Below are 19,335 nucleotides of genomic sequence, written 5' to 3' on the forward strand. Positions count from 1 at the left end.
AGAGGATGATTCCTTGCAGTTCTAAGCATGTCGTGTTCTACGTAAAGGAGATAACATGGCAAGTAGTAGAAAAGACAGCAGGGGACGAATGTTGAAAACAGGTGAGTTCGTCAGAAAGAGTGATGGGCGATATGTGTACAGTTACACTGATCCATTGGGTAGAAGAAAGTTTATTTATGATCAAGATCTGCCCGGGCTTAGGAAGAAGGAAGCACTCCTTTTGAGAGATCAGCTTGATGGACTGGATACTATAGCAAGAGCTCAGGCAACACTTAATTCAACATTCGATCGTTACATTTCATTGAAGTGTAACTTACGCGGTACAACCAAAAGCGGTTATATATACACCTATGATCATTTTGTGCGAGATACCTTTGGTATGAAAAGGATTGCAGAGATTAAGTATTCAGATGTACTTCAGTTTTACCTTCATCTTGTAACTGAAAGGAAGCTGGCTATCGGTACACTTGATTCAGTTCACAGTGTTTTGCATCCTACATTTCAGCTTGCAGTACGAGATGACATTCTGAGAAATAATCCTTCTGATGGTGTTGTTGCTGAAGTGACCAAGCTTACTGATAAGCACAGAGGATCCAGGCACGCTCTTACAGAAGAACAGCAGAAGTCATTCATGGGATATATAGCTAACCATCCGATATTTTGTCATTGGTGGCCGTTGTTTACAGTGCTTCTTGGGACAGGCGGAAGAATTGGAGAAATACTTGGACTTCGTTGGGAAGATGTAGATTTTGAGGGAAAGACAATCTCAATAAATCATTCGCTGGTTTACTATAAAGACGAAGAGACTGGAAAGTTTTCTTTCAGAATTCACCTTCCAAAGACTGAGAGTGGAATAAGAATTATTCCGATGCTTGATGTGGTAAGTGAAGCTCTGGCGATGGCAAAGGATGAGCAGAAATATGAAGGAGTCGAGCAGCCGGTTGTTGATGGGATGACAGGATTTGTTTTCCTTAACAAGTTTGGTGATGTGCTCGGACAGGGTTCAGTGAACCGCGCGATAAAGAGAATCCTCGATTACTATAATTATGAGGAAGATCTTCAGGCTTCCAAGGAAGGCAGAGATCCTGTATTGCTTCCGCATTTTTCATGTCACGTTCTGAGACACACATTTGCAACGCGTCTCTGTCGTGCATGCACCAACCTCAAGGTCATCCAATATATCATGGGTCACAAGTCTATAGAGACTACGATGGATGTCTACGCTGAGGCAACCGGTGATAAGAATAAGGAAGTATTTGAAATGCTTTCGGAGGCTCTTGCGGATTTGTTTTAATGAGTATAATATAGAAGAAACAATTCTCGCAGAAAAGATATTGGAAAGAATGACTCATTTTTTATGAGAATTCTAAGACAGTATCATTTGACAGCAAGAAAATCGAAATGACAGTATTCTGACATCAAAAGCTATCCAAAAGGAGTACTATCGTAGGACTTTGACGGGGACAGGCATCTGATTAGAGGGTATGTATAAGACCGAAATCGGATGAGGTAGGGGAAATGCGTAAAGCGATCCCGACACTAAAATCAAGCAAATGACACACAGCTTCGCGTATTTACCACGTTTCTCCGTGGAGAACCCGCTGAATCCAAAAATGCATTGGATTTACAACGATTCCATTGGACATCATAGTATGTCAGTGGATGAGTACGTACAGATTGCCAGCATGAAACAGGGCTTCCATGGATGAATATGTAGACATAAAAAAGTCCGAAAAATGGTCCAAAAACGACTTGAACGGGATAAAGATTTTGAGAAAAGTCTTTATCCCGGGGCAAATGTCTCGAGGAATAAGCGGTTCATATCTTTTTGAATCCAAAGAAGCTTAATTCTAATCCACATTTCTCTCTATCAAAAAGAAGAAATGTGGTTTTTTTATTTCTAAAAATCTCAATTCTTTTTTCTTAAATCACATCCTGTAACACCAAAAAACGGAGGTTACAGATGAATCGTTCAAAATCCCCACCGCCAGTTGATCTGGAAAAGTATCTGGAAGGTAAGAAACATCGCTACTGCACCTACGCCCAGGGAGCGAGGCTCTATCACATATCCGATTCAGATTTTTGTAGGAAGTAGCTTGATTCTTTTTCTGTCCCGGATGATTTTCATGAGACGGCAGGATAACAAGCTTTATGAAAAAGAACATGAACTTCATGCAGAATGAGTTATAGGTTGTATTTCCTCACATATTGCACGGATCTCTTCACTGAAAACAGTATCTTTGGGCCAGATGAAGGTAAAATCATGTTTTACCCTAAAGTCGTCAAGGGGGATTGTTTTCAGATATCCGGACTGCAGTCCTGATGCAACCGCTGCTTTATATAAAAAGGTGATGCCACAATCTTTTTCAATAAGGCTTATTATGGCATGCATGTTCTCCACCTGGGTAAAATTCCTAAAATCACTTGTGGAGTAATTGTTCAGGGCAAGAGCTCTTTCCAATATATTGCGCGTTCCTGAACCGGGTTCTCTTATAAGAATTCGCTCGGGAAAGAGATCTTTTATCACGCGTGGCTTCTGATTGAAAGAGTGCTTTGCCGAACAGACAGGAACGAACTCTTCTTTGCTAAAAAGCAGCGTTTCATAATCATTTTCAGGGAAATATCCTTCTACAAGTGCAAAATCTATAACACCGTCGGAGAGTTTTTTAAGAAGCTCCGATGTGTTGCCAAATGTAATCTTAAGATTAGTATCCGGGTGATTTTTTATGTAATCACTGATCGGATCAGCAATTATGTATTCTCCTATGGTCATGGTGACACCAAAAGAGATGTCTTTTAAGCCATGGTTATTCTTTGAAAGTATTTCTTTGAGACTTTCATCATCATTTTTTATCTGATTCATTTTTTTATACAGGAGTTTTCCGTTATCAGTTAGAAAAAGTTTTTTTCCATCCTGAGTAAACAGCTTTGTCCCGTATTCATTTTCAAGATGATGTATGTGCTGAGAAACAGCGGGCTGAGTAATATTCAGCTCCTTAGACGCCTTGGTGAAATTGAGGTGCCTGCAAACACATAGAAAGGTATCTATCCTGAAATCCAGCATAATCAGTCCTCCCTAACGATAAGAAATGTTTATGGATATATAATAATATATAATTTTATCTTTTTCAAAAGACAGAATAGAATAAGACCTGCGAAAGAACAGATTAAAAAGAGAGAGAGGTCTTGAGATGGATTTTTTGAAAAAGAATTACATGGGAGTAATAGTATGCTTCACTATTGCAGTTCCTTCATGGCTCCTGGGAAAGCGCTTCCCTGTCGTTGGCGGAGCGGTGATTGCAATCATTCTGGGCATGATAATAGCCCTGTTCTGGAATGACAAGGGGAAGGCGGCTGATGGAATAAAGTTTACATCAAAGATAATTCTGCAGGAGGCTGTTGTCCTCCTTGGATTTGGTATGAATCTTTCGGTCGTTCTTCAGACCGGGAAACAGTCACTTCCTATAATTATCTGCACGATTTCAACATCGCTTATCCTATCATGGATTCTTCATAAGGTTATGAATATCAAAGGAAACACAGCTACTCTTATCGGAGTTGGCTCATCAATATGCGGCGGCTCAGCAATAGCAGCTACGGCTCCTGTCATTGATGCGGATGATGATGAAGTGGCACAGGCAATTTCTGTGATATTTTTCTTTAACGTGTTGGCAGCACTTCTTTTTCCTTCGCTGGGAAAGCTTATAGGTTTTGATATCACAACAGGAGAGGCTTTCGGTATTTTTGCGGGAACTGCAGTTAATGATACTTCTTCCGTCACCGCAGCTGCATCAACCTGGGATAGTATGTGGAACCTGGGGAATCAGACTCTTGATAAGGCAGTTACGGTCAAGCTTACAAGAACACTGGCTATCATACCTATTACACTGGTACTTGCGTATCTGAGGGCAAGGGAAGCAAAAAAGGATGGAAGTTCGACAAATGGCTTTAGCTTTAGAAGAGCATTTCCGATGTTCATAGTCTTCTTTGTGATTGCTTCAATTATCACAACTATTTGCTTGAGAGCAGGTGTCCCTTCTTATGTTTTTAAGCCACTTAAGGAACTTAGCAAGTTCTTTATAATAATGGCCATGGCTGCTATTGGCTTGAACAGTAACATAATCAAACTAATTAAATCAGGTGGGAAGCCGATTTTGCTTGGCGGCTGTTGCTGGATCGGAATAACAGTTGTCAGCCTTTTGATGCAGCATGTAATGGGAATATGGTAAAAGAAAAATAGGCGTTGACAAATACTCCCCCCTAGTATATATTGCAAATGGTAGGGGGGACTATTTTGTCGTCCCGTATTTATTGTCAAATTATGAACCAAAAAGACTATGAAATTTTTGGATGGACCTAAGGAATCCACCGCAAGCGGTACCACCCTTAGGTCGAAGAATGGAGGATACTCGAATGAAACTTGAAGAAATATTAAAGATGGTTGATCACACACTGCTTGCTCAGGGAAGCACATGGGATGAGATAAAAGAGATATGCGACGATGGTATGAAGTACCATACGGCTTCCGTATGCATTCCTCCATATTATGTGAAGAAAGCCCGTGAGTATATGGGCCCTGATATGCCTATAACAACAGTAATCGGATTCCCGAATGGAAATACAACAACTGCATCCAAGGTTTTTGAGACAAAGGATGCGCTTGCAAACGGAGCAACAGAGATCGACATTGTTATAAACATAGGGGAGCTGAAAGCTAAGAATTATAAGTTTGTTCTTGATGAGATCAATGAACTCAAAGAAGCCTGTGGCGACCATACCATGAAGGTTATCATTGAGTGCTGCCTTCTTACAGAAGAGGAGAAGATCAAGATGTGTGAGATTGTTACGCAGTCAAAGGCAGACTATATCAAGACTTCAACAGGTTTCTCAACAGGCGGTGCAACCTTTGAAGATATAGAACTCTTTGCAAAACACTGTGGTCCAAATATCAAGATCAAGGCATCAGGCGGTATTGCATCAATTGAAGATGCTGAGAAATTTATTGAACTTGGAGCACACAGACTTGGCACAAGCAGGCTGGTAAAGATTGCTAAAAGTATGTGATTTAGAAAAACTATAAAACACTGGAAATGGAATAATCAGTACATATGGACAGAAATAATATTTTGACTGAGTTTAAAAAATATACGGATCAATATAATCCGGAAGATGTGAAAGTAAAGCTGAAGATAGATCATACGTATCGCGTAGCTGATTTATGCGAAATAATCGCCAGAAGCCTTCTGCTTCCGGAGGAGGACTGCGAATTCGCGTGGCTGTCAGGAATACTTCATGATATAGGCCGTTTTGAGCAGCTTAGAAGGTATCATACATTTCAGGATCGAATATCAGTTAATCACGCGGAACTGTCTGCAGACCTGCTATTTAAGGACGAACAGCTGATAGACAGGTTTGATCCGGATAGAAAGATGGACAGAGAAATGATGGAAAAAGTCATCCGTTACCACAATGTATATATTCTTCCTGATGGTCAGACGGACAGGGAGCGGATGTTCTGTGAAATTTTGCGTGATGCAGATAAGATTGACATTATACGTGTTAATTGCGAGACACCGCGAACAGAGATTTACGATCTGCCGGAAAAAGCCTTTACGGATTCGTACATAACTGATGAAGTTTATGAAGACATTATGGGATCCGGAAATATAGACAGAACATACTCGAAAACCGGAATCGATTATATCCTTGGGCATATTTCTTTTGTATATGGACTTGTATTCCCTGAGAGTATCAGGCAGGTCAAAAGTCAGGGATATATATACAGACTGCTCGGATTTAAGAGCAATAATCCGGATACAGTTAAAAAGATGCAGTTTATAAGGGAAAAGATAATTAACTACTTGGAATGCGCTTAAACAATAGTTGTAAAGAGAAATAGAGAGGTGAAGAAATGGCTTCTAATATCATTATCATTGCTATACTTGTTGTTATCCTGCTTGTTGCGCTAAGAGGTTCTATAAAACACTTTAAAGGCGAAGGTGGATGCTGTGGCGGAGGCAGTTCCAGTGTAAAAGAACCGGATAAAAAGCTTTCAGGAACTGTAATCAAAACTAAGGTGTTCATGATTGACGGGATGCACTGTGAAAACTGCACCAATCGTGTTAAGCGTGCTATCAACAGAATTGATGGCGTATCTGCAAAACTGAACCTCAAAAAGAAGCAAGCTGTTGTGAAGTACGAAAAAGAGGTAGAGGATGACACCTTGATAAAGGAGATAGAAGATCTTGGCTATAAGGTTGTTTCTGTACAATAAATAGCCGGGATATGATACTATTAGTCAACATATGAATAATAGGGAGATTACTTATGGCACATAAAAAGACAGTCAGAACAGCAGCACAGAAAAAGGCTCTGACCAACCGGTTGAAACGTCTGGAAGGGCAGATACGTGGCCTGGAAAAAATGATCGAGGATGACGTATATTGCAACGACATCCTTCAACAGTCCATGTCTGCAGCCTCAGCAATAGACGGCTTTAATCAGGAACTTCTTGGATATCACCTGAAAGGATGCGTTACGGACGGCATAAAAAATGACGATGAAGAAATCGTGGACGAATTATTGAAGACGATCCGTAAACTCATGAAATAAAAGAATTACATTCATGAGTAACTATTCCGCGATAATAAAATATGTAGGAGAAATATGCAGACATCTGAGAGTTTTCGATTAAGTGCATTATTATCCTTTTCAGGAGGATTACAGGATGCGTATACATATAATATGAGGGATAAAGTCTTTGCCAATGCACAGACCGGCAATGTTGTTTTAATGAGTCAGAACCTGATGCAGGGTAATTTTATGCAGGGGTTACACTATATGTGTCCGCTTTTTTCGTTTGCTGCTGGGATTTTTATAGCAGAGAGAATTGAAAACGAGTATAAATGTGCTGAAAAAATCCACTGGAGACAGATTATCATAATAATTGAAATGATTGCGCTTAGCATTGTCGGACTTCTCCCCATGGATATGAATATGATAGCAAATATGATTGTGTCATTTTCATGTGCCATGCAGGTGCAAACATTTAGAAAAGTACATGGATATGGATATGCAAGTACCATGTGCATTGGAAATCTGAGAAGTGGAACAGAGAGCCTTTCTAAATACCTTAGAGACAAAAACAAACAATCTTTGTACAAATCATTTCACTTCTTTGGAATCATTCTGATATTTGCTATAGGAGCAGGATTTGGCGGAGTAATATCCGGAATCATTGGGATAAAAACCATATGGATTTCGGTAGTCATACTGCTTATAGTTATCAATATGATGGTAAAAGAATGAGGAGCCGACGGGACAGGCGAAGATCACACCGGGATTCAATCTTTAGAGCAGGCGGAGGTAATGAGTCTTGCATCTCCAATGTTCTTCAACAACATTAGTGGCCCATTACAATCAGCAATAAGTAGAATTTACGCAATGGGTAAGCCGGAAAAACTTAAAAAGTGCGCCATGCTTCTAAGTAGCAGAATCGATGGGATTTATGAAGGTATTATGGAAATCCATAAAATCACAACAAAAATCATGGGGGTAGAAGATATCGGGGTGATTACTTCTGTTGGAGAGCAAAATTCTATTCTCGAAAGAAGAAAAGAAATGATTGAACATGGTTTTGTGTCTGAAAAGTTAAATGTAGGTGTAATAAAGGAAAAACTTGATGAAATTAGGGAGTTTGGTAGAAGACTATAGCAGATGGAACACGTTATCAGATTCAGGTTTTTCGAGATGAATGATAGAACATAAAATCCGAAGTTATGATATGTGTGCTTGACAAAAATACTCCTATATCGTAGTATAAAACTACGATATAGGAGTATTTAATTATGAAGACAAATGGTGGATTTCTTGTTACAAAAATAAAACAGCTGGGTGATCGTATATTTGAAAGGATACTGGCAGAAAAAAACATTGATGCATTTAACGGAGCTCAGGGAAGGATTCTTTATGTCTTATGGCAGGAAGATGGTGTTCCTATTAAAATTATTTCCGAGAAAAGCGGACTTGCAATTACTTCACTTACGACCATGCTTGAGCGGATGGAAAAAAACGGACTGATAAGCCGCAAAACTGATGAAGCTGATAAGAGAAAAACTCTTCTGTTCCTCACAGATAAAGCCAAAGAACTTAAAGAAGCTTATGACTCCGTATCCAATGAGATGGGGAGTATTTATTATCGTGATTTTACGGATAAAGAGATTCTTCAGTTTGAAGAGTATCTTAACCGCATCAGGGTAAACCTTGAGGAATGGAGTGACAAATGAGTATCTGTATTAAAGATCAGATTCAGAACATGAATCTTGTTATAGGGTGCACTGTTGGATGTCCGTACTGCTATGCCAGAAACAATACGAGGCGTTATCACATCATAGATGATTTTGAAAAGCCACAGTTTTTTCAAGGAAAGCTTCGTATGATGGAAAAGAAAAAGCCGCAGAATTTTCTGCTGACCGGCATGAGCGATCTCTCGGGCTGGCATGAGGAATGGAGAGAGGAAGTCTTTAAAAAGATAGCAGAGAATCCTCAGCACCAGTTTCTTTTTCTTACCAAACGACCGGATCTTCTGTCTTTTGAAACAGATCTTGATAATGCATGGTTTGGCGTTACAGTTACGAGAAAGTCTGAGTTATGGCGTATTGATGCACTGCGGAGCAATGTGAAGGCAAAAAAATATCATGTTACCTTTGAGCCTTTGTTCGATGATCCGGGTAAGGTTGATCTTACAGGTATTGACTGGATTGTGGTGGGAACCATGACAGGTGCAAAGAGCAGGACTGTTAAAACAGATCCCGGGTGGGCTTATTCATTGACAGAACAGGCTCATGAACTGAACATTCCTGTATTCTGGAAAGAAGATCTTGTTCCGATTATGGGAGAAGAAATGATACAGGAAATGCCGGATGCTTTTAACAAAGTGCTGGAGGAACAGAGAATATGGAACAACCAGAAATCAAAGTAAATCATATAGAAACAAAAAGTGTAATGACAAAATCGAATACTCCTATTGGAGGATATTCGGTGAATCCCTATGTGGGGTGTCCCCATGCCTGTAAATACTGCTACGCATCTTTTATGAAACGCTTTACAGGGCATACGGAGGAATGGGGAACCTTCATGGATGTGAAAGACTGGCCTGAAATAAAGAATCCAAAGAAGTATGCCGGCCAGAAGGTGATCATTGGAACAGTTACGGATGGTTATAATCCGCTAGAGGAAACATATAAAAATACAAGAAGACTTCTGGAAGAACTAAAGGACAGTGGTGCGGACATACTTATCTGCACAAAGTCAGACCTTGTACTAAGAGATCTGGATCTGCTAAAAGATATCAATGAACATAGCAGACTTACAGTATCATGGTCAATCAATACTCTCGATGAAGAGTTTAAAGATGATATGGATGCGGCAGTAAGCATAGAAAGAAGGCTTGCCGCAATGAAAGAGGTATATGCGGCAGGCATTCGTACAATTTGCTTCATTTCACCCGTTTTCCCGGGGATTACGGATATAGAAGCAATCATAGACAGGACAAAAGATCAGTGTGACCTTGTATGGCTTGAGAATCTGAATCTTCGCGGAGGTTTTAAGGCAGATATCATGAAATACATTTCCGATAAACATCCGGATCTGGTGCCGCTGTATGACGAAATTTATAACAAAAAGAACCGCAGCTATTTTGAAGCGCTGGAAAAGAAAGCAGAAGAGCTGGCTAAAAAGTATGATTGCAGGTTTGTTGATAATGAAACTCCGTATGAGAGAGTAGAGAAAGGACATCCAACAATCGTAGATTACTTTTACCACGAAGAAGTAAGAGGAACTGCCAATAGTGGAAAGAGAAATGTAATACATAATCCTTGATGGAAGAATAAACCGGAATTTAAAGATTCGATAGCATTACAATAAATACCATTTTGCATTTGGTAAATCATTGGATTGAAGGTAAGGACAAGTAATATGGCTTTTCGTAGGACCCTTAGTGATCTTATTCGGCTGTATGCTGATGAGATTGCTGATATGGATGTAGATATTTGCCAGTATGATAAAAGATATGATGTGTGGGGATGCTTTTAGCATTGCTTGTTAAAACTGAAATTAAACGGCCCGTTTTCTTAATAGAAAGCGGACCTTTTTATTTTAGTACAATATCAGTTCTACAGTCGATTAACTCAGGCAGGAGAATTAGCTTTGTCATCTGAGGCATATATAGCCTTCAATATTATAGGTGTCAGAATTGAGCTTAATATTATCAACAGGATTACTGCGGTAAAGTATCTGCTGTCAACGATATCAGCTTTTAAACCTCTTTGAGCTACGATAAGTGCAACTTCGCCTCTGGTCATCATACCCACACCAATCTTTAACGAGTCAGAGGTGTTGTACTTAAGGAGCTTTGCAACGATGCCACAGCCTACAACCTTTCCGAGGAGTCCAACGACAACAAATGCTGCCGAGAATGCAAGGATTGTCATGTCGACAGACCTTAGGTTTGTCTGAAGGCCTACACTTGCAAAGAATACGGGGCCGAATAACATATATGAATTTATGTCCATCTTTCTGTCTATATACTCGGAGTTGTCCAGAGAGCTGAGAATAATACCTGCAACATAGGCACCGGTGATATCAGCTACTCCAAAGTACTTATCGGCAACATAAGACATTGCAAAGGCAAGTGCCAGACCCATGATCGGGATTCTTCTGGTATGAGGCCATTTCGCTTCTGCTTTTGACATTATCTTAAAGATGATAATTCCCACAACAACCGAAAGCGCAAAGAAGGCTACGGTCTTTAAGCAAACAGCTGCAAGATTGGCATTTGGATCTTTCAGACCAAGAACAGCTGTAAGAACCACGATTCCTATTACGTCATCGATGATTGCGGCGCTCATGATTGTTGTTCCCACTTCTGTGGAAATCTTTCCAAGTTCCTTTAGAACCTGAACTGTTATGCTCACGGAAGTAGCTGTAAGAATAGTTCCTATAAAGAGTGCTTTTATGAACTCGGTTGATCCGGGAGCTGCAAAGCCATAGAAGGCCATGTACAGGAGCGTTCCAAGAACAAGCGGAACTCCAACACCTGTGCATGCAAGGATTGTTGCCTTCAGGCCGGATTTTTTGAGTTTGTCGATATCTGTTTCCAGTCCGGCGCTGAACATCAGAAGAATCACACCGATTTCGGCCATGCCCGACAGGAAATCACTGGGATTAACAAGATTAAGCAGTGTTGGACCTATGAGAAGACCTGCGATGATCTCACCGGCAACCTGTGGCGCATGAAGTCTTCTGGCTATCAGTCCGAATAACTTTGCCATGACGATTATGATAAAAAGATCTCTGAGTATTTGAATTGTATCCATATATATACCTCCTTGTTAATAACGCTAAGAAATGAGTATGATGCTTTTTCGTCTCAAAATCAAGTTAAAAAACTATAACCAACGTAGTAATAACCCCCCAGGGGGCTTGTGGAGCGGATTTCACAATGCTATCCTTTCCATTGTGTGAGGTAATTCAGGCACAATGGAGGATACTATATTATGAAGAAAAAGTTTTTAGCGGCACTACTTGCTGCAACCATGGCATTATCAATGGTAGCTTGTGGTTCAGGTGCAGACACACAGACAACAGAAACGCAGACACCTGCTGATACACAGGCAGCAACATCTGAGAATCAGACAACTGACGAAAGTCAGTCTGCAGCTACAGGTGAGAAGATTCTTCACACTGCAGCATCTTTTGCTTATCCAAGTCTTGATGTACATAAGGAGTACTACGGATGGTACACATCAATTTATGGAGTTTCAGAGGCACTGTTTAAGCTCGACGAGACCATGAGTGCTGTTCCATGCCTTGCTAAGGACGCAGTTGCAGATGGCAGCACATGGACTGTTACACTTAATGATGGAGTTCAGTTCTCGAACGGAAACCCTCTGACAGCTGATATGGTAATCAGAAACCTTCAGCGTCTTGCTGCAGAGAACAGCAGATTTGCTTATCTCGGCGATTTTGAAATGACTGCTACAGATGACAAGACAATCGTTATCGATACTAAGGAAGTTTACCCTACTCTTAAGAACGACCTTGCAAGCCCTGAGTGCGGAATGATCGATCTTGATGCAACAACAGATTTTGACAACGCACCTGTATGCACAGGCCCGTTTGTTGTTACAGAGTTTATCCCTGAGGGAGATGTTACAGTAGCAAAGAACGAAAACTACTGGGGCGGAAATGTTAAGCTTGACGGCGCTGTATTCTACTACATGCAGGAGGATGATCCCAAGCTCCTTGCTATGCAGAGCGGCGAGATCGACTGCTACAACAGCGTTTCATCAGCAGCTCTTGAGGTCTATAACCAGAGCCCTGATCTGTACGATGTAGTTTCAATTCCCGGTGCACGTCTCCAGTTCTACATTCTCAATGAGAATACACTTGATGATTCTGTGAGAGAAGCAATCAATCTCACTGTTGATAAGGACAAGATTGCAGAGTACCTTTCAGGTACAGTATCTGCAGCAGTCGGACCATTCTCAACATCAGCTGCTTATGGTAAGGTAAATGTTCCTGCAGTAGATACTGCCAAGGCAAAAGAGCTTTTGGAGGCCGATGGTTATACACTTGGGGCTGACGGCATCTACGAGAAGGATGGTAATAAGCTCAGCATCAGCATTGCATACTATGCAGCAAGATCTCTTGATACTCTTGCAATCCTGATCCAGGAGCAGCTTAAGGCTGTTGGTATTGATTCAACACTTAGAGTTGAGGAAGATCCGGATGCTACTTACATTGCAAACGCTGACTTTGATCTTGCTCTTTACTGCATGATCGCTGATAAGTCAGGTGATCCTCTTTACTTCATCGACTCAACTCTTGCAGACGGAGCTTACTACAATGTAGGTGGATTTGAGAGTGCTGAATGCCAGAGCATGATTGAGCAGCTCAGAATTGAGACAGATACTGCAAAGAGAGCAGAGCTTGCCAACAAGATCGTTCAGATTGCTATAGATGACAATGCATTTGGATATGTTGGACTTTTCAATAACACTACAGTTCTTCGTAAGGGCGTAAGCGGATTTGCTGAGTATGTTCCTTTCGATTTCTATGGAGTAGACGCAGAGACTGACATTAATGGCTAAACAAATACTTAAAAGGATTCTGGGACTTGTCATGATACTTTTAGTGCTGAGCTTTCTTGTGTTTGGCATAATGTATCTGGCTCCCGGTGATCCTGCGGAAAAGAGACTCACCTCCCAGGGTGTGGTGGTCACAAAAGAAATACTGCAAGCGGAGCGGGAGAGGCTTGGCCTCCTCCGCCCCTTTATCGTTAGGTACGCGGAGTGGCTTTCGAATGTTCTTAGAGGAGATTTTGGTGTTTCCTTTAAGGATGATCTTCCCGTTGCGCCAAAACTGATAAAAGGGCTTAAGAACACATGTGGGCTGGCTTTAACCAGTCTGCTTTTGGCGCTTATAATCTCTTTTCCACTGGGAATATGGTCAGCGGTCAAAAAGGGAAAATTGGTAGACCATATCGTCAGGCTCTTTTCATTTATAGGTAATTCTCTTCCGAATTTCCTGATATCAGTACTTTTGATGTATCTGTTTTGCATACATATCAAGGTCTTTCCTGTAATTGCAGATGGAAGCATCAAAGGACTTATGCTGCCTGCACTTTCTCTGGCAATACCCATGGCGGGAAGGTTTACAAGACAGATAAGGAGCGAGCTCTTGGATCAGCTTGGGGAAGAGTATGTTGTGGGGATGAAGTCCAGAAAGGTAAAGGGCAGATTTATTCTAATCAACAACGTCCTTAGAAACAGTCTTGGACACATACTTACGATAATCGGTCTTCAGATCGGAACCCTGATGGGAGGCAGCGTTGTTATTGAGAATATTTTCAGATGGCCGGGTATCGGCAAACTTGTGATGGATTCCATAACAGCCAGGGACTACCCTGTGATCATGGGCTTTGTGCTTATTATGGGAACAATCTATGTTGTTATAAATCTGATAGTTGATATTACCTACAGGCTTTTGGATCCGAGGTCTTTTTAATGAACCATAAACGGAAAAAGATTAACAGAATAAAAGTAATTGTATCTGCAGGTGTTGCACTTCTTTTGGTGCTTATAGCTCTTTTCGCAAGCGTTATTGCACCAAACGACCCATATGCTACAAGCGCATCAGCCATAAGGTCAGCTCCGTCCGGGGAATTTCTGTTTGGAACAGACAACCTGGGAAGATGCGTGTTTTCAAGAGTTTTATATGGAGCAAGGACAACTATAGCAGCTACATTTATATTGGTTGCGATTTCTTTCATCCTTGGAAGCTTTATCGGAGTACTTAGCGGATATTATGGCGGAATATTGGATGAAATTATGATGAGGATTGCCGATATTATGCTGGCATTTCCTCAGATGGTAGTAGCCATCGCGGTTGCGGGCATTCTTGGAGGAGGACTTTCAAGCGCCATGATCGCGCTGGGAATAACTATGTGGACCGGGTTTGCCAGACTTGCACGGAGTCATACTTTTGCCATAAAGAATTGCCCCTACGTGCAGGCTGCAAAACTGGCGGGAAAGAGTGGGCCGGCTATAATGATGGCCCACATACTTCCCAATATAATAGCACCACTTCTTACAAATGCCCTTACGCAGATAGGAACCACAATGATAGGTATCTCGGGCCTGTCCTTTTTGGGGCTTGGAGTTGTGCCACCCACTGCTGAGTGGGGATCAATGATCAATGAATCCAGGGCGTATATACAGATTGCACCTTGGGCTGTGCTGTATCCGGCAATTGCCACCATAGTCACCATCATAGTATTTAACTATCTTGGGGACTGCGTCATGGAATACAGAGATGAGGACTAATGCATGGATACAATACTTAGGATAAGCAATCTCTCTGCCGGCTATGGCGATGAGAATGTTATAAATGATATCTCTTTTGAGGTGGAAGCAGGTAAAAGAGTCTGCATCGTCGGCGAGAGCGGAAGCGGTAAATCTACGCTTCTGAAGGCTATTCATGGCTTTGGAGGTGTGACTGTAACAAACGGCAGTATAGAGACCCCAAAAGACATTTTGCTTGGCGTTGTGCCTCAGAATCCTGGGGGATCTTTTAATCCCATAAGGACTTACAAGGCACAGATCATGGAGGCGCTAAAGAGCAATAACATTGATTTTAAAATAGATGAAGTTGAGAAGACGCTCCGGATCCTGGGACTTAATGATGCTAAAAGAGCGCTTGCATCAAGGCCTTATGAGCTTTCAGGAGGCATGAACCAGCGTATGGCCATTGCCACAACAATGCTCCTGGAACCGGGGATTTTATTGTGCGATGAAGTTACAAGCGCCCTGGATGTTAAAACTGCAGGGATGGTTGTGGAGCAGCTTCTTGAGATCAACAAACTAAAGGGCACTACTATTCTGATGGTTACCCACCATTTGGGTATTGCATCTAAAATGGCTGATTACATTGGAATCATGAAAAATGGCAGGATGCTTGAGTATGGCCCTGCAAAAGAGATCCTGGAGAATCCGCAAAACGATTACACAAAGAATCTCTTGAAGGCCGTACCAAGACTGAAGGTGAGCTGATATGCCGGATTCAGATATAATTTTAGAAGGAAAAAATCTAAATAAAAGTTACGTTGATAAAGGCAAAAAATTACAGGCCTTAAAGGATGTGAGTTTCTTCCTGAAAAATGGAGAGATCCTTGGAATCGTAGGCGAGAGCGGAAGCGGAAAGAGTACTCTTCTTCGTCACGTCAGCTGTCTGGAAAAGCCTGATAGTGGAAATCTTTATTATAAGGGAACAGAGTATACAGGTAAGTCGCCGGCCTTTGCCGGAACTTTTCTGCAGATGATATTTCAGGATGCCCAGATGTCTTTTGACCCAAGAATGAAGATGAAAAAAGCCGTTGTGGAAGCTACAAAGGGCTGTGGCCATGAAAAACTGTCACGAATCCTTGAGGCTGTTGGGCTTGATGAGAGTCTTTTGGAGAAAAAGGCAGGAAGCATGTCCGGAGGACAGTGCCAGCGAATGTCAATTGCAAGGGCACTGTGTTCTGATGCAGGGATTCTTTTGTGCGACGAGGCAACAAGTGCTCTGGATGTTACAACTCAGGCCCAGGTAGTAGCTCTTTTGCAGCAGCTGAGGGAAAAAGAAGGGGTGTCGATCATATTTGTCTCCCACGACATTGCTCTGGTGAGCATGCTGTGCGACAGGATAATGGTAATGAAAAACGGCGAGTGTGTGGAAGAGGGTGAGACCGGCAGAGTCCTTGGAAATCCGCAACATGAGTACACAAAAGAACTGCTTGATAATCTTATTGAGTAACAAACTTTTAGAAAGATAATTGGGGTATACGTAGTAATATGACTAAACTTATGCAGATTCCTTTTGAGGAGGAAGCTGAAGATATCAAAGATAAAGTTGTGACCTACTGGTCCAAGAGAGCGGAGAGCTTTAGTGAGCACAAACACGAGGAGATACACAGCAGGAAAAAACAGCTGTGGCAGGCGGAGTTTTTAAGACACTTTTCAGCTGATGATAAGCTGTCTGTTCTGGATGTTGGATGCGGAGCCGGTTTTTTTGAAATGGTGTTGTCGGATTTCGGGTTTGAGGTGACGGGCGTGGATCTTACGCCTGAGATGATAGAGAAGGGAAAAGAGCTGCTTTCACGCCATGGAGCAAAGGCGCGCCTTATGGTTATGGACGCCGAGAAGCTGGATTTTGACGATAGCTCTTTTGATCTGGTGATAAATAGAAATCTTGTATGGACACTTCCGCATCCGGTGGAAGCCTACATGGAGTGGCACAGAGTGTTAAAGCCGGGAGGAATGCTGCTTGTGTATGATGCGGAGTATGCAAAGGGATTTCATCACTATGATCAGATGCAGAACCTTGCCCACAAAAATGTGACCGACGCCATGGTAGAGGAGTGCCATGATATTTACCACATGTTATCTATCAGCACTTTGGACAGACCGGAGTGGGACAAAGCTGCGCTTGAAAAAATCGGTTATGAAAATATAGTTACTGATCTTGGGGCAGGAGATAGACTCTATAGCGAGAAAGACCAGTTTTATATGCCTGACAGGATGTTTCTGGTAAAGGCTCAGAAAGCAATAGTCTAATAATATGAATGGAGTTTGAGATGAGAAGAGGAATTGATACTACAGATATGATGGTATATGGCCACGAAGCCTGGATAATCACTGATAAGAGTGTATATGAGCCGGGGGAAGAAGTCTGCGGAATAATGAGATGGGGACATCACATGAGACCTGACGGATTCTTTCGCCTTGATGAGATAAGAGCCTTTGCCACAGATGAAAAAGGCAACAGAATATCAATAACACCTGTAAAGGGCCCGGGCGATGAGCAGGGAGACTACTATGAGCTTCGCTTTACGCCAGTTTCTGAGGGCATTTACACCCTTATGTGTATCTATGACAACAATTATGTAAGAGATGAAAAAGACGTGTATTATGAGGGCGACAGAAGGACATATCCTGATATTCTTGATGCCAAGAACTATCCTCAGATATATGTGACAAACATAACTGTTGGAGATAAGAAGGGGACTCCCGAATTTATCCATGAGTCCAGAGTAAGCTTCGTTCCCGATCCTTGGGAAGCAGACACCGATGTGCTTCATTTAAAGCTTATTCACGACAAATTCCCGCTTAAGGGATCCACGGTAGATGTTGTGTTCTATGATGGAAAAGAGTATTTTGAGAGAATCCTGAACACAGATGAGGAAGGCAGGATATTCTTCTCAGTGGAGAAAAAGGGTGTGTATATGGCCGTTACAAGAACTCCGCTGGCGGAAGGAATTCCCGGAATCTATGACAGCAAAGAGATAGCTTCAACATTCACATACGTTAAAAGGTAATACAAAAACAGGATGCGTTTAACATGCATCCTGTTTTTGTATTACTCCGTAGGTCACCATGGGACCATTCTTTATTATGCTAAGAGATGAGCACTGGTGGATCAGAACTCCGTCAGTATCGGCAATGGCTGTGTGAAGGGGCCTTCCAAAGTAATCCCTTATCTCACCAAATTTATCACCTTTTGAGAATCTGTCTCCCACCTTTTTCTCAGGATACCAGCAGCCGGTGAATGGGGCGTCATCACTGAATTCTCTGAGTTCTGTCTTGGGATATGTCTTGTACTCTCCTTCAATAAGACCAAGGAATTTCAAAATGTTCAGCACATCCTCTTTGTCTGCCTGTACCTCATCCTTTGGAAGCAGGCTTAACTGACCGCGCTCTATGAGAACACTGGGGATTCCGGCCATGGATGCTGTGTTGTAGGCGCCTTCGGTGGTACAGGTACTCTTTACGCAGTAGGAGGCGTTGACGCAGTCTACCATCTTTTTTGCAATATCGCTGGCAGGAGAAGCTCCCACGTAGTATGCGTAGGGGATAAGAGTCTCATATCCATCTCCGCTATGCAGGTCAATGTAAGCATCAGCGTTTTTAATAAAAACATCAAACAGAAGGCTTGCCAGGCGATCCGCGGCTGAACCATCCTTGTCTCCCGGGAAGACCCTGTTGAGATTCTTGCCATCCTCATAAACAAGGGACATGGTTCTGTTTTCAAAACCTGACCTGTTGGCTAAGGGGATGATGATAAGATTTCCTGAAAGGTCTTTGGGAGAAATCTCATTAGAGAGCTCAATAGCTGCCTGAATGCCGACATATTCTGCGTTATGAATGCCGGCTGTGACAAGAACGGTTTTGCCCGGCTTTTCTCCGCAGATGATGATGTGGGGAATGTGTATCTCAGTTCCGCCGACATGTATATGATCTTTTATCGTCTTGCCGGAGGTAAGTTCGTGTCCGGCTATATTTATTTTCTCCATAGTTTTTAAACCTCACTTCAGAGCCAAGGTTATCATGTTAGGACCGGGACTTTCAAGCCCCCTAGGGGGTTACATAGCTCCCGCGTACACAAAAAACCATAAACATCAGTACCATATCTAATGAACCTCAGCCTTAGGACGATTGCTAAGTGCTGAGGTTTTTTTTGTAGGAATTCGGTGTCAAAAACCAAATTTGAATGATAACGATATGATAACGTTCTGAAACGCTGTGATAATGTTTTGGAACAAATTGATAATGCCGTGATAATTGAAAGGCTTTTTAGGGCATGATATTATTATGATGGACAAGGGAGCAGGCAAGAGCCAAATGCTTCCTTGTTTTTTCTTGGCCAAGAGAATAAAGACATGAACCGGGCATCAGCTCATGAGTGCGTAAGTGCATTTGTGGGACTGGTGCTTTTTTCATGCTGTAAGGCCTGGCGGCG

General features: G+C 41.9%; 21 protein-coding genes. 18 read left to right on the forward strand and 3 right to left on the reverse strand.

The genetic code is table 11. The annotated features are described in order from the left end of the window. The first annotated feature begins 55 nt into the window (after nucleotides 1-55). Complete coding sequence (locus G596_RS0111540) at nucleotides 56-1,294, forward strand: site-specific integrase (RefSeq protein WP_022761999.1); 1,239 nt, start codon at nucleotides 56-58, stop codon at nucleotides 1,292-1,294. An 876-nt stretch (nucleotides 1,295-2,170) separates the two neighbouring features. On the opposite strand, the gene G596_RS0111555 is transcribed toward G596_RS0111540, so the two are convergent. After that, nucleotides 2,171-3,064, reverse strand: coding sequence for a LysR family transcriptional regulator (locus G596_RS0111555; protein ID WP_022762002.1), 894 nt, complete (start codon nucleotides 3,062-3,064; stop codon nucleotides 2,171-2,173). Nucleotides 3,065-3,191: 127 nt separating this feature from the next. Between G596_RS0111555 and G596_RS0111560 the strand changes: the two genes are divergently transcribed. The 10 genes from G596_RS0111560 to G596_RS0111605 all read left to right on the forward strand — a co-directional run bounded on the left by G596_RS0111560 (nucleotide 3,192) and on the right by G596_RS0111605 (nucleotide 9,879). Further along, nucleotides 3,192-4,229, forward strand: a complete 1,038-nt coding sequence (locus G596_RS0111560) for a YeiH family protein (protein WP_022762003.1) — start codon at nucleotides 3,192-3,194, stop codon at nucleotides 4,227-4,229. A gap of 184 nt (nucleotides 4,230-4,413) precedes the next feature. Then, nucleotides 4,414-5,064: a deoxyribose-phosphate aldolase gene (gene deoC, locus G596_RS0111565; RefSeq protein WP_022762004.1), complete on the forward strand. Its 651-nt coding sequence runs from the start codon at nucleotides 4,414-4,416 to the stop codon at nucleotides 5,062-5,064. Nucleotides 5,065-5,108: 44 nt separating this feature from the next. Next, a complete protein-coding gene (locus G596_RS0111570) occupies nucleotides 5,109-5,876 on the forward strand; it encodes an HD domain-containing protein (protein WP_022762005.1) in 768 nt (255 codons plus the stop codon). A 35-nt stretch (nucleotides 5,877-5,911) separates the two neighbouring features. Next, on the forward strand, nucleotides 5,912-6,274 hold the full coding sequence (locus G596_RS0111575) for a heavy-metal-associated domain-containing protein (protein WP_022762006.1): 363 nt from the start codon (nucleotides 5,912-5,914) through the stop codon (nucleotides 6,272-6,274). Nucleotides 6,275-6,327: 53 nt separating this feature from the next. After that, nucleotides 6,328-6,612: a metal-sensing transcriptional repressor gene (locus tag G596_RS0111580; RefSeq protein ID WP_022762007.1), complete on the forward strand. Its 285-nt coding sequence runs from the start codon at nucleotides 6,328-6,330 to the stop codon at nucleotides 6,610-6,612. A gap of 54 nt (nucleotides 6,613-6,666) precedes the next feature. Next, nucleotides 6,667-7,308, forward strand: a complete 642-nt coding sequence (locus G596_RS0111585) for a YoaK family protein (protein WP_022762008.1) — start codon at nucleotides 6,667-6,669, stop codon at nucleotides 7,306-7,308. A gap of 60 nt (nucleotides 7,309-7,368) precedes the next feature. Continuing rightward, nucleotides 7,369-7,713 (forward strand): hypothetical protein, encoded by a 345-nt coding sequence (locus G596_RS21920; RefSeq protein WP_022762009.1) that lies wholly within the window; start codon nucleotides 7,369-7,371, stop codon nucleotides 7,711-7,713. A 134-nt stretch (nucleotides 7,714-7,847) separates the two neighbouring features. Next, the gene (locus G596_RS0111595) at nucleotides 7,848-8,285 is read left to right on the forward strand and encodes a radical SAM mobile pair system MarR family transcriptional regulator (protein WP_022762010.1); all 438 of its coding nucleotides are present in this window, start codon (nucleotides 7,848-7,850) and stop codon (nucleotides 8,283-8,285) included. Then, a complete protein-coding gene (locus tag G596_RS0111600; protein WP_022762011.1) occupies nucleotides 8,282-8,980 on the forward strand; it encodes a radical SAM mobile pair protein A in 699 nt (232 codons plus the stop codon). The genes G596_RS0111595 and G596_RS0111600 overlap by 4 nt, the downstream gene beginning before the upstream one ends. Next, entirely contained in the window at nucleotides 8,956-9,879 is a 924-nt protein-coding gene (locus G596_RS0111605; RefSeq protein ID WP_022762012.1) for a radical SAM mobile pair protein B, read from the forward strand. The genes G596_RS0111600 and G596_RS0111605 overlap by 25 nt, the downstream gene beginning before the upstream one ends. Before the next feature lie 308 nt (nucleotides 9,880-10,187). Here the strand turns inward: G596_RS0111605 and G596_RS0111615 are convergent, their stop codons facing one another. Then, the gene (locus G596_RS0111615; RefSeq protein ID WP_022762014.1) at nucleotides 10,188-11,375 is read right to left on the reverse strand and encodes a cation:proton antiporter; all 1,188 of its coding nucleotides are present in this window, start codon (nucleotides 11,373-11,375) and stop codon (nucleotides 10,188-10,190) included. Between the two features lie 180 nt (nucleotides 11,376-11,555). Between G596_RS0111615 and G596_RS0111620 the strand changes: the two genes are divergently transcribed. Genes G596_RS0111620 through G596_RS0111650 form a run of 7 tightly spaced genes read left to right on the forward strand, consistent with a single transcriptional unit; the run spans nucleotide 11,556 to nucleotide 17,914 of the window. After that, nucleotides 11,556-13,151: an ABC transporter substrate-binding protein gene (locus G596_RS0111620; RefSeq protein ID WP_022762015.1), complete on the forward strand. Its 1,596-nt coding sequence runs from the start codon at nucleotides 11,556-11,558 to the stop codon at nucleotides 13,149-13,151. Then, nucleotides 13,144-14,067 carry an ABC transporter permease gene (locus tag G596_RS0111625; protein ID WP_022762016.1) on the forward strand — a complete coding sequence of 308 codons (924 nt, stop codon included), beginning with the start codon at nucleotides 13,144-13,146 and terminating at the stop codon, nucleotides 14,065-14,067. The genes G596_RS0111620 and G596_RS0111625 overlap by 8 nt, the downstream gene beginning before the upstream one ends. Beyond that, entirely contained in the window at nucleotides 14,067-14,885 is an 819-nt protein-coding gene (locus G596_RS0111630) for an ABC transporter permease (RefSeq protein ID WP_022762017.1), read from the forward strand. Before G596_RS0111625 ends, G596_RS0111630 begins: the two co-directional genes overlap by 1 nt. Before the next feature lie 3 nt (nucleotides 14,886-14,888). Then, nucleotides 14,889-15,611, forward strand: a complete 723-nt coding sequence (locus tag G596_RS0111635; RefSeq protein ID WP_022762018.1) for an ATP-binding cassette domain-containing protein — start codon at nucleotides 14,889-14,891, stop codon at nucleotides 15,609-15,611. 1 nt (nucleotide 15,612) lies between these two features. After that, nucleotides 15,613-16,353 carry an ABC transporter ATP-binding protein gene (locus tag G596_RS0111640; protein ID WP_022762019.1) on the forward strand — a complete coding sequence of 247 codons (741 nt, stop codon included), beginning with the start codon at nucleotides 15,613-15,615 and terminating at the stop codon, nucleotides 16,351-16,353. A gap of 38 nt (nucleotides 16,354-16,391) precedes the next feature. After that, entirely contained in the window at nucleotides 16,392-17,153 is a 762-nt protein-coding gene (locus G596_RS0111645) for a class I SAM-dependent methyltransferase (RefSeq protein ID WP_022762020.1), read from the forward strand. Between the two features lie 20 nt (nucleotides 17,154-17,173). Continuing rightward, the gene (locus G596_RS0111650) at nucleotides 17,174-17,914 is read left to right on the forward strand and encodes a DUF4198 domain-containing protein (protein WP_022762021.1); all 741 of its coding nucleotides are present in this window, start codon (nucleotides 17,174-17,176) and stop codon (nucleotides 17,912-17,914) included. Between the two features lie 18 nt (nucleotides 17,915-17,932). On the opposite strand, the gene G596_RS0111655 is transcribed toward G596_RS0111650, so the two are convergent. After that, complete coding sequence (locus G596_RS0111655; protein WP_022762022.1) at nucleotides 17,933-18,889, reverse strand: succinylglutamate desuccinylase/aspartoacylase family protein; 957 nt, start codon at nucleotides 18,887-18,889, stop codon at nucleotides 17,933-17,935. Nucleotides 18,890-19,335 lie beyond the last annotated feature (446 nt).

The organism is Butyrivibrio sp. AD3002 (assembly GCF_000420905.1).
Taxonomy (GTDB): domain Bacteria; phylum Bacillota; class Clostridia; order Lachnospirales; family Lachnospiraceae; genus Butyrivibrio.